10 protein-coding genes and 1 pseudogene are annotated in these 8,596 nt (G+C 38.3%); 3 read left to right on the forward strand and 8 right to left on the reverse strand.

Annotated elements, in window-relative coordinates; translation table 11 throughout:
- Nucleotides 1–8: 8 nt before the first annotated feature.
- Entirely contained in the window at nucleotides 9–1,352 is a 1,344-nt protein-coding gene (locus EGT49_RS09155; protein ID WP_135373686.1) for a PTS sugar transporter subunit IIC, read from the reverse strand.
- Nucleotides 1,353–1,583: 231 nt separating this feature from the next.
- Here EGT49_RS09155 and EGT49_RS09160 point away from each other — a divergent pair, with 231 nt between their 5' ends.
- Nucleotides 1,584–2,783, forward strand: coding sequence for an ROK family transcriptional regulator (locus tag EGT49_RS09160; RefSeq protein ID WP_135373673.1), 1,200 nt, complete (start codon nucleotides 1,584–1,586; stop codon nucleotides 2,781–2,783).
- An 86-nt stretch (nucleotides 2,784–2,869) separates the two neighbouring features.
- Here the strand turns inward: EGT49_RS09160 and EGT49_RS09165 are convergent, their stop codons facing one another.
- The 4 genes from EGT49_RS09165 to EGT49_RS09180 form a co-directional block, all read right to left on the reverse strand.
- On the reverse strand, nucleotides 2,870–3,523 hold the full coding sequence (locus tag EGT49_RS09165) for a CAP domain-containing protein (RefSeq protein ID WP_135373675.1): 654 nt from the start codon (nucleotides 3,521–3,523) through the stop codon (nucleotides 2,870–2,872).
- A 69-nt stretch (nucleotides 3,524–3,592) separates the two neighbouring features.
- Nucleotides 3,593–3,868: an SLAP domain-containing protein gene (locus EGT49_RS09170; protein WP_135373676.1), complete on the reverse strand. Its 276-nt coding sequence runs from the start codon at nucleotides 3,866–3,868 to the stop codon at nucleotides 3,593–3,595.
- Between the two features lie 132 nt (nucleotides 3,869–4,000).
- Nucleotides 4,001–4,978: an SIR2 family NAD-dependent protein deacylase gene (locus tag EGT49_RS09175; protein WP_135373677.1), complete on the reverse strand. Its 978-nt coding sequence runs from the start codon at nucleotides 4,976–4,978 to the stop codon at nucleotides 4,001–4,003.
- 1 nt (nucleotide 4,979) lies between these two features.
- Nucleotides 4,980–5,660: an SIR2 family NAD-dependent protein deacylase gene (locus EGT49_RS09180; protein ID WP_135373679.1), complete on the reverse strand. Its 681-nt coding sequence runs from the start codon at nucleotides 5,658–5,660 to the stop codon at nucleotides 4,980–4,982.
- 158 nt (nucleotides 5,661–5,818) lie between these two features.
- On the opposite strand from EGT49_RS09180, the gene EGT49_RS09185 reads away from it, so the two are divergent.
- Nucleotides 5,819–6,403 carry a TetR/AcrR family transcriptional regulator gene (locus EGT49_RS09185; protein ID WP_135373680.1) on the forward strand — a complete coding sequence of 195 codons (585 nt, stop codon included), beginning with the start codon at nucleotides 5,819–5,821 and terminating at the stop codon, nucleotides 6,401–6,403.
- 59 nt (nucleotides 6,404–6,462) lie between these two features.
- Complete coding sequence (locus EGT49_RS09190) at nucleotides 6,463–6,864, forward strand: hypothetical protein (RefSeq protein ID WP_135373682.1); 402 nt, start codon at nucleotides 6,463–6,465, stop codon at nucleotides 6,862–6,864.
- Here the strand turns inward: EGT49_RS09190 and EGT49_RS09195 are convergent.
- The 3 genes and pseudogenes from EGT49_RS09195 to EGT49_RS12820 form a co-directional block, all read right to left on the reverse strand.
- On the reverse strand, nucleotides 6,861–7,778 hold the full coding sequence (locus EGT49_RS09195) for a serine hydrolase (RefSeq protein WP_135373684.1): 918 nt from the start codon (nucleotides 7,776–7,778) through the stop codon (nucleotides 6,861–6,863). The genes EGT49_RS09190 and EGT49_RS09195 overlap by 4 nt on opposite strands.
- Before the next feature lie 219 nt (nucleotides 7,779–7,997).
- Nucleotides 7,998–8,240, reverse strand: coding sequence for a hypothetical protein (locus tag EGT49_RS12655; protein ID WP_246013829.1), 243 nt, complete (start codon nucleotides 8,238–8,240; stop codon nucleotides 7,998–8,000).
- A 15-nt stretch (nucleotides 8,241–8,255) separates the two neighbouring features.
- Nucleotides 8,256–8,528, reverse strand: a pseudogene (locus EGT49_RS12820) (PASTA domain-containing protein); the annotation flags it as partial.
- Nucleotides 8,529–8,596 lie beyond the last annotated feature (68 nt).

Genomic DNA, 8,596 nt, shown 5'->3' on the forward strand with positions numbered 1-8,596 from the left:
ACCCTCTCTTATTCAACTACGTCTTGCTTATCCGCCATCTTAACGAATGGAAGATAAATAAATGTAGCTAAAGCTAAATTGACAAGTGATAAAATAATAGAGCGCCAGTCAAAAGCTGTAGCAAAGAATCCATATAGAACTGGTGGCATAACCCAAGTGATATTTTGAGTAACTGGCTTTACTAGACCAAAGTAAGTTGCTCCATAAGCGACAGCGGACAATACAGCTGGGCAGAGCAAGAATGGAATAAATAGTAAAGGATTCAAAACAGTTGGTAAACCATACATAACTGGTTCACCGATATTGAATAGTACTGGGGCTAGACCAAGTTTTGCAACTTCACGGTAATGACTGTTGTGTGATTGCCAGAAAATGGCGATGAGCAAACCTAGCGTTGCGTACCAAACAAAGGCACTGTAAGAAACACTTGTCCAAAGGTAAGGAATTGCTTCATGGTGTTGATAGGCGTCAAGGTTAGCTAGTAAGGCAACTCCGAAGACCCCTTCCATGATAGGTGCCATAACATTTCCACCGTGGATTCCGAAGAACCAGAACAATTGTGTCAAAACAGCGATGGCAATTACGGCAAAGATATTTTGTGACATACCGAGTAATGGCATTTGCAATACTTTATAGATCCAGTCTAGTAGTGACTGACCGGTTACATTGTTGAAAACAGTAATGAAGATTCCGACTACATATAGTGAAATGAAAGCTGGAATGATTGATAGAAACGGTGTAGCGATGGCAGGTGGTACTGAGTCAGGCAATTTGATCGTCCAATTTTTGTTCATGATCTTTGAGAAAATAATTGCTGACAAGAAACCGATTAAAATAGCTGTAAAATAACCATTAGAACTAATATCTGAACCTGGAATCAAACCAGAAATCGTAACTTCCATTTGATGTCCGTGGATTGAGATTCCCTCAGCACCTTTAAGAGCGCCGGCTAAATCACCTTTTACTTTTGAAATGTCAAAAGTTGAACTGACTGAGTTACCGATTGAAATGATGAACGCACTGAACGCTACGATACCACTTGATAATCTGTCAGTGTTATAAATCTTAGCAACATTGACCCCTAGGGAGAAAATGAAGATTAGTGAAACAACAGAAACTGTGCCCCGAAAAATTAAACTGTTGATTCCAGCTAACCATGCCATGTTGGTAACAATTGCATCCCAACCGAATTGAGTTGGAATATCAACTAAAAAGGCATTAATTAAAAGAGCAATTGATCCTGTCATAACGGCAGGCATAGTACCAATGAATGAATCACGAAGTGCAACTAAGAACTTCTGATTACCAATTTTTGTCGCAATCGGTAACAGACGGTTCTGCAAACTATCCATAAACTTATTATTCACGTTTAAAACCCCTCTACTTCCATTTGATTATTTTTAATAATTTAAATATTGAAGTAAGCGTTTACATATATGCTTTTAGATTACTTATTTCTGTTAACAATCATAGAATATATTCTTAAAAGTAATTTGTCAACGCTATTTTCGGTGTTTTTTATGGTTTTTGTTTATTTTTAATAATTAATTGTTATAATAATTCTTGATAAGGAGAAATTAAATATGAAAGTTAGCAAAAGAAGAACTGAACAACGCTATCAAATTCTTGATTTAATTTACACAACGGGTTCAATCTCCCGAGTAGATATTTCTCGCCAGACCGGTATCACCGCCGCCATTACCAGTGACATCGTTAATGAGTTGATCAAGCAAGGCGCTGTCAAAGAAGTTGGCGAAACAACTCCCACGACCGCTGGTTCCGGACGTAAAAGAATTTTGTTAGCTCCCTGTGGCAAACAAGCTTATTATGTTGGCAGTGAATTGTCAGAAAAATTTTTCAGCTTTTGTCTGATCGACAATCTCGGCCAAGTTATCAAGAAAAAAGCGGTAAATTTTGAAATTAACACTAGTAATGCCATCACGATGGGAAATTATCAACAAAATTTGACGGAATTTTTAAATGATTGTTCGAAATACGACCCTAAGGCGGTTGGTATTTCGATTCCTGGACATTTTGATAACACAACCAAACGCATATCTAGCAACAACCAACTTTGGACCGATCTTGATTGGAGCAAGCTTTTAGAGCAATCAGAAATCCCTATTTACTTGGAAAATAACGTTCACACAATGGGCAGTGCTGAGCGATTACTTACTCACGACCTCAGCAATAAGAACTACCTTTTCTTCCACGTCAGTCGCGGTATGTTTGCTTCCTACGTCTATCAAGGTGAAGTTTACGGTGCAAATGATTTTCTAGTTGGCGAGATTGGCCACATGATCGTCAATCCCGATGGAGAATTTTGCGAATGTGGTCGTCGTGGTTGCTTGCAGACGTATGCCAGTGAAACTTGGATCATCAAAAAGGCCAAGATTTTATACCGTAATAACGCTACAACCTACTTGCACCAATTGGTTCCTGATGCGGATTCAATCTCGATCGAGGCGTTATTAAAAGCTTTCAAGATGGGTGACGATGGCGTGATTTCTATTTTGACTAATGCGATGAAATACTTGGCCATTGCGCTAAACAACCTTTCTGTCATGATCGTTTCGGATAAAATCATCTTGCACGGACAAATCTTTGAACTACCACCATTGAAGACTATTTTGAGTCGCTTTTTAGTTCAAAACCAATTCGTCATCAATGGCGTTGATCCTCAGCCAATCCAAGTGAAAAGTTACGACCAATTTGATGGTGCCGTAGCTGGAGCAATGATGGCGGTTCAACACAATTACTTTGGTAAGAATGTTGAGATATAGTGATAATGCTCCTTGAATGTAAAAAAACTGAAGCCATTGGGATTTTCCCAATGACTTCAGTTTTTTTTAGTCTGTATTAAAATTCATTAACCCATAAAATCTTCAGCAACGTAATATCTGTCACCTGAACGGTAAACGCCGACTCCGACTGTTTTTACATCGGGTGATAGGACATTTGTATAGTGACTTGGAGCAAAGTTTTCTGCTCTGAAACTGTTCATGATATTTGCGGCAATTTCGTTTGCAGGACGTTTGTATCTGTAGGCAATGTTCTCTTCTTCAGTACCCCATCCGTCTGGGAAAGCTGAGAAGCACATTGAGCCGTTTGGTCTTTGATGATCAAATTTCACGGAAATTTCTTTGGCACGAATATTGGCAGTATTTGTCAAAGCGGCAGTTTGTGACAATGGAGCGACCCCTTTGGCAGCACGTTCGTCGTTGATTGATTTGAGTACGGCGGCGGCTACACTGGCTGTATCTGGATTTGAATTCGAAGTTTGATTATTAGTTGGTTTTTGTGGATTGACAGCAACCTTACCTTTTGATGAGAAGGTGCTGAAGTTAGTGTTAGAATTTACAGTCTCAACGGCTTTATTGACCGTCATATTCTTAGCACTGATCCATTGATTAGAAGCAACTTCGTAATAAACTGCGCCAGTTGTATCTTTGATAGCACGATCAACTTTCCAAGTCGAGCCATTTGGTAGATTTCTAGCAGCCGGAATTTCACCTTTTGTCATCGTGTAATAAATCGGCGCACTCCCATTGACGATAGTACCGATAGCCTGGCTATTACCATCGTTTAACGTCTAATCTGACGCCTGCAAATATTCGTTGGTAGCAACTTGGTAAAAAGTTCCGCCATTGATTTTCACAATTTTACCAACACGCCAAGGTGTATTAGGTGCCAAAGCCCGATTAGTGATCAAGTAGCCTTGTGAAGTATATAGTCTAGCTGTCACGCCAGGCTTTACAGTCGCTACGGTTGCAGCTTTTGCTGTTGTTGAATTCAGTGACAAGACCCCTGTTGTTGCCATTGCTAGAGCAGCAATCAGTGTCGCCGATTTTTTCAAAGAAATTCTCATAAACACACTCTCCCTAAACAAATATTTTTATATTTCCAAAGCGATTATACCCCTTTCCTCGTTTAAGGAATCAGGCTTTTGGAAACAATTTAAGATTAATTTGAAAGAATGTGAAATACTAAAAATCTTCTTTTACTTTTCGAGAATTTGACGAACGTCACTCAAAGCTTTAGCGATGTCGCCCTTAATGGATTGGCCTTTATCCTCAATTTCTTCTGGTAAAAATTGGTAATCACGATTGATCATCACATCGTATGAACCTTCTAAACTTCCGGTTAGACCCCAGAATGGTTCTTGAATAAACATTGGTGTCATTCGGCCAACGCCTAGTTCGATCAATAATAAGTGATCGTCATGGAGATGATTTAAAACGTCATCAGAAATTTTTTGATATTCTTGATGATAACGAGTTCCTTCTAAGAAATTGCCGTAACCACGCACCCAAGGGAAAGCTTCAGCACCACAGTTAGGACATCTAGGAATCATGTCGGTTGGCACTTTAGTGTCATCCCCCATAGCTTTGACCATCTCTTCAACTGGTTTAACTGCATCCCAAACTTCATCGCTACAACGTTGTGAACACTGGAAGAATCGATGATCACCTTGAATCTGAGCCACTTTGTCTTCAGGAAAAGCTTTAATTGCTTGAGTATCTTGATTAGTCGTCAAAATGAAGTAATCCTTGTCTTTCAAAATAGCTTGCAAGTCACGATAAGGTTGTCTAATTTCCGCATGTTGAGTCGTGTAAAGAAAAGTTGCTAAATAACCCCAATACTCCTCTCGAGTTGGCCAAGGATATTGCATTCCGGAAAAGGCACCGTTAAGGTTATATTTTTCAGCGAATTTACCAAAGTACTTTTTGAAAGAATCATTGTTCTCGTAGTAGAAATCACCACCGCCAGCAGCTGATAAACCGGAAGCTCCACCAACAATAATGTGATCAGCTTGCTTGATCTTATCAGCCAAAATTTGAATCTGCTCATCGTATGGCAAAGCTGGCTTGTCCGTCAATTTGACCGGTGTGCTGCCACTAGCGTAAACATTAAAAAAATTAGAATAGTTAGTCTGTGTCTTCATAACCAGTTTCTCGTAAAAAGTTAAATCATCCATTTTAAAAATCCTCCAATAATTCCGTCAAAGTTGTTTTAATATCACCTGGCAAAGCTAAAGAGTTCGCTTGAATATCCGGAGCAATATTGATTTCTTTAGCTAAATTCAAAGTTAGAAATTGCCAATTATATTTCGCAACGGACTCCATTAATGGAGCTTTGATCATTTGATTCCTGGCCCCGATACCTAATTCCAGCTGCAAAACTTTCTTATCTTTATTAGTTTGAACAAACTCCAAGAAGTTATCCTCCTGAGCTTGCCACTGCGGCGTTTTCATCTGCAGACCCTCAAAATTGCCTTCAATTTCCCAAAGCTTATTCTTATCAAAACCGTTTAATTGGAAGTGTGAATCAGCGTTTGAAGTTACCACAAAATAATTTTTTCCTCGCAACAAGTGCTTCAAATTTTGAAAAACAGCTGTAGGTTGGTAATCGCTCACTAAATACTGGTGCACCTGGCGCATAAACTCTTGGTGGTCGGGAGTTGGCAATTGTGACATCACGCCCTGCAATAAACTGTTGATTCCATATAATACGCGAAAATGCTCGAAATATTTTTCAAAATTCTCGTCGTCAGCGAAAATGTTGTAACCTTCGGCAATCGATAGCCCATTACTGGCACTAATCAGGATTGCATCACTGTTACGAATCATCGCTTGAGCTTGCTTGATCTCTGTTTTCATTAGAACTCCTTTTTAATTTTTGTTATCATGGTGTACAATTATGTACACAGTGTATTGAATATCTTTTAAAATACAGGATAACGAAACCAAAATTAAGTACACATTTTTAAAAATCATCCAATTATGGACAGTTTTTAAAATGTGTTAAGGAGATTTTTATGGATCGCAGAACTATTTACACCATCAATGTCGTTAAAGATGCTTTTTTGGACTTAATATCAGAAAAATCATATCCGGAAATTAATGTGGCGATGATTTGCCGTAAAGCCGACATCACTCGCTCGACTTTTTACTTACACTTCGACAACTTGACCGACGTCTTGAATGCCGTTTTGGATGACGCCCTACTTTTCACAGGTGAATCAAGCTTTACCATTGATCCGGCCAAAGTGAGTTTAGACGTCTTGAAAGAAAACGAATCACTCTTGCCAGCTTGCCAAAGAATTGCTGACTCGCAAAAGTACCGTGACCTTTTGATGGATTCCAGTTTGAGTGACTACATCATTGGCCGCATTATCGCTCACGAACGCGACACGATCGTACCTTCGATTCAAAAGCGAGCCGGATTGAACGAAAAAGAAGCTGAATTACTCTTCATTTACTCGATTCACGGTTCATTTGCCATCAACAAACGCCACCATTTCACCAAAGATGATTCGTGGTACAAAGACCTGCAAATGTTCAACAAATTTACCAGTGCCGGTTACAAAGCACTAAAAAAGACTGAAACTATGGATAATTAATCCGTAATTTCAGTCTTTTTTTCGTAATTTATAGTTAACACGATTAAGGAGATTTCGCGATGACTACAAATAAGCGGTTAATTTTGGCAGACATTGGAAAGGAAAGACGTTTCACTTTCCACGGAGAGTTCAAAAAATATGGCTTCAAATATAACGATCACAACAAAAAGTACGCTGCACCGACTATTTTATTAACCAATATTCAATTAATTACTCCCGCTAAAGCTATTCCAATGACCGACCATCTTTGGTTCAACTTAACCAAAGGTTTTAAAAGTTTAGGGGTCTTGCAAATCGACTACAAACTCTCTCACCCCACTAAGGTTTTATTAATTTGTGGAGAAAAACGCTTAGAGTGGGACGAAGAAAACTGGAAAATCTGTCAAAGAATTTATGAACTGTATCGCGAAGATTACATTAGGCGTGGAATCGCTAAACCTTATGACTGGCCTTTTACTTAAGAGTAATTAACCAGTTTTTCTCCAGCATGAGCACCGTAAACAATTTTTTGAACGTTTTTAGTGATTTTAGCTATTCGTGAAAAACCACTTAGACCACTTTGGTTATGGCCATTCGTCATGATTACCAGGATATACTTTTGTCCATTGGGTAGGGTTACGATTCCGGCATCGTTGTTTGTATCTTCCAAGAAGCCGACTTTATCCTGAACAGTCGTACCTGTTTCTGCGGCAGCAGCTCCGGCTGGAATTCCGCTTCGATAAATCTGTTTGCCCATCAAATTCAAAATCATCGACTGATCAAACGGATCTTGGAAGACTCCAGTTCCAGCTTCTAAGCTTTCCAACAATAGTTGCAAGCTATAACTTGTCGTCTGAGCGGCTTCGTCGGTTTGGAAAACTTTTGGATACCAACCTTGGCTAGCAATGAATGAACTGATTGTATCAGCACCGTTATTGAGGATTTGCTCTTCCGCAAAATCATTTTCACTATTAACGATCATTTTGGTGAAACCTGTTTCGTTCTCACTAGTCCAAGAGAAATCACCGTTTTGTTTTTGGTGCATTAAAAACGCCGTGAGATACAATTTATAAGTACTAGCAGCGGTCATGACAGCCGTGGCGTTGGACTCAACTTCCAAAGCGCCTTTTTGATGAATCTTGGCATACTGATTATTAGAAGATCCATCATTTCCCAAATTATAAAAACTGACGCTGGCAGTACTGTCTTTAGTGACTGTCTTCAAATAATTGGTCAAATTGGTTTTGATGATCGACTGTTTCTTTTTGATCGTCAAAACCTTCTTCGGACTATCCTCACTATCCGCTGAAGCCTGTGAATTATTATGGAAATAGTAGCTTAATCCCACGACAAGCGCACTAATAACCAAAATATTGATAAGAATTTTTTTATACATCCCTCGTTTATTCTTAATGTGATTACCCTCATTCTGCGATTACAAATAATTTATTAACACAATTATAAGTGTCTCCACAGAAAAAGATTTATACATTTCTATTACATTATTCTTACAGTTTAGTATTATTCACTAATAGTTATTTTTTTTAATATTTCTTTAAGGATTGTGTGATTGGGATTTTGAAATATACGCAAATAAATTTTTTGACAAATTTTACTATTCATTAGAATCATCAGACTCTTTGGGAACCTCAATAATAGTCGCTTTTATCTTCTTAGCTTTCTTTCTCTTAGGATGTGGTACCAACTTTTTAGATGCTTCCACGGCTCCACTGATGCCTGACTTGGTTTCTTGACCAATTTTATTAGCTAAAGACTTTGCGGAATCTTTGCGAGATTGTTTACGCTCATTAACTGCTTTTAAAAGTTCCTTACTCTGTTCCAACACTTCATTATTCATATAATAAATTTTAATAAATCCGTTTGCTGGCAAAACAGTATTAGCTTTAGGGACTGTTTTAATAACCGTATCGACTTTTTGTGATGCTAATTTAGTACTGGGGTCGATAACTATAAAATCATGTTTTATATTTAAATCATTTAGCAGATCTTTAGTTTGATTCAGACTTAAATCAATGATATCAGGTACTCTGACATCACCACTATGACGCTTATTGTGCTCGTCTAACTGATGATTAACGTAAGCAGTAAATAACCGACCGTATTCTCTCGGTCCACAATAAGCGATATGATTACCTCATCAAAATAAATGGTGAGGTATTTTTAATGGACGAAAAGCCGGATATTGTAAAAGTT

Origin of the sequence: Companilactobacillus suantsaicola, from assembly GCF_004745525.1 — a bacterium.
GTDB classification, from domain to species: domain Bacteria; phylum Bacillota; class Bacilli; order Lactobacillales; family Lactobacillaceae; genus Companilactobacillus; species Companilactobacillus suantsaicola.

What these genes read in the sequence shown, in the direction of transcription:
- EGT49_RS09155 (WP_135373686.1), bottom strand. Translation starts at nt 1,352, where the DNA reads ATGGATAGTTTGCAGAACCGTCTGTTACCGATTGCGACAAAAATTGGT.
- EGT49_RS09160 (WP_135373673.1), top strand. Translation starts at nt 1,584, where the DNA reads ATGAAAGTTAGCAAAAGAAGAACTGAACAACGCTATCAAATTCTTGAT.
- EGT49_RS09165 (WP_135373675.1), bottom strand. Translation starts at nt 3,523, where the DNA reads ATGACAAAAGGTGAAATTCCGGCTGCTAGAAATCTACCAAATGGCTCG.
- EGT49_RS09170 (WP_135373676.1), bottom strand. Translation starts at nt 3,868, where the DNA reads ATGAGAATTTCTTTGAAAAAATCGGCGACACTGATTGCTGCTCTAGCA.
- EGT49_RS09175 (WP_135373677.1), bottom strand. Translation starts at nt 4,978, where the DNA reads ATGGATGATTTAACTTTTTACGAGAAACTGGTTATGAAGACACAGACT.
- EGT49_RS09180 (WP_135373679.1), bottom strand. Translation starts at nt 5,660, where the DNA reads ATGAAAACAGAGATCAAGCAAGCTCAAGCGATGATTCGTAACAGTGAT.
- EGT49_RS09185 (WP_135373680.1), top strand. Translation starts at nt 5,819, where the DNA reads ATGGATCGCAGAACTATTTACACCATCAATGTCGTTAAAGATGCTTTT.
- EGT49_RS09190 (WP_135373682.1), top strand. Translation starts at nt 6,463, where the DNA reads ATGACTACAAATAAGCGGTTAATTTTGGCAGACATTGGAAAGGAAAGA.
- EGT49_RS09195 (WP_135373684.1), bottom strand. Translation starts at nt 7,778, where the DNA reads ATGTATAAAAAAATTCTTATCAATATTTTGGTTATTAGTGCGCTTGTC.
- EGT49_RS12655 (WP_246013829.1), bottom strand. Translation starts at nt 8,240, where the DNA reads ATGAATAATGAAGTGTTGGAACAGAGTAAGGAACTTTTAAAAGCAGTT.